Source organism: Bradyrhizobium retamae, from assembly GCF_001440415.1.
Classification (GTDB): Bacteria; Pseudomonadota; Alphaproteobacteria; order Rhizobiales; family Xanthobacteraceae; genus Bradyrhizobium; species Bradyrhizobium retamae.
This window is the reverse complement of sequence record NZ_LLYA01000120.1, coordinates 1-1,383: the sequence shown is the minus strand read 5'-3', so window position 1 is coordinate 1,383 and position 1,383 is coordinate 1. Positions and strand designations below refer to the sequence as shown.

General features: G+C 57.8%; 1 pseudogene. It reads left to right on the top strand.

Annotated features, from left to right (window positions below):
- Positions 1-132: 132 nt before the first annotated feature.
- Positions 133-1,278 (top strand): annotated as a pseudogene (locus CQ13_RS41080) (IS630 family transposase).
- Positions 1,279-1,383: the final 105 nt, after the last annotated feature.

Below are 1,383 nucleotides of genomic sequence, written 5' to 3'. Positions count from 1 at the left end.
ATTCGGGAATCCTGTTGCGACGATCAATCCAATAAATCTGCCAAAGTAGTGCTAGTCGCTCGCTTCAATCAATTTGTAAGGACATGAGTTCTGTGATTCGCTTTGGTCGCATCGGATGCGACGGAGGCAATCATGGCTGCGAAGGAGATTTCGGTAAAGAAGTATGTTGTGCGGCTAAGCGGAGAGGAACGTGAGCAGCTCGAAGCGCTGATACGAAGGCAAGAGCGCAGCGCAGCGGCTGCTGAAGGCGCGGATACTTTTGAAGGCCGATGTGTCGGAAACCGGTGAAGGCTGGAGTGACAACCGGATTATCAAGGCGCTGGAGACCAGCGCATCGATGGTTTACCGGGTCCGGAAGCAACTGGTGGAAGAAGGCTTCGAGGCCGTGTTGAGCCGCAAGCAACGGGCGACACCGGCGGTTGCAAGGATTTTTGACGGCGAGAAAGAAGCCAAACTGATCGCACTGGCTTGTTCCAAACCTCCCAAGGGACGCGCGCGCTGGACCTTGCGGCTGTCGGAGAAAAAGGTCGTGGAACTGCAAATTGTCGATCGCGCCAGCGACTCGACGATTGGGCGGGCACTAAAAAAAACATTCGCCAGCCCCATCGCCGGCAGTGCTGGGTCATCCCGCCCAAGGCCAATGGTGCGTTCGTAGCCGCCATGGAAGATGTGCTGGCGGTCTACACGCGGCCACGCGATCCCGATTACCCGCTGGTGTGCCTGGACGAGACCTCCAAGCAGTTCCTTGCCGAGACGCGCCTGCCTATCCCGATGAAGCGGGGACGCCCGGCCCGTTGCGATTACGAGTACGAGCGCAACACCGCCAACATCTTCATGATGTTTGCACCGCTCGAAGACTGGCGCCACGTCAAGGTCACCGATCGCCATACCGCCGTGGACTACGCTCACGTCTTGAAAGAATTGGCCGATCGCTACTTCGCCAATGCCAAGACCGTCGTACTGGTCCAAGGCAATCTCAACATCCACGGTAAGGGGTCACTCTACGAAGCGTTTCCAGCCGCCGAGGCCAGGCGACTGGTCGAGCGATTCGAATGGCACTACACTCCAAAGCACGGTAGTTGGCTTGATCTGGCAGAGTCCGAACTCGGCGTACTCACATCCCAGTGCCTCGACCGTCGGATCGCCGACAAACAGACCCTCGACGAGGAAATCGCCGCATGGGAGCGCGACCGCAATGCCAACCACACCAGGGCCAGTTGGCAATTCTCAACCCCCAATGCACGCATCAAACTCAAGCACCTCTACCCTGCAATCTGAATGAATCGGGCGACTAGCACTACTTTGGCACTTTAGGCTTGGCGATATCTGGCTTTCTCGACGACCAGCGGGACGTCATCGAGCGTGTCCGGCGGGATCTGGTGC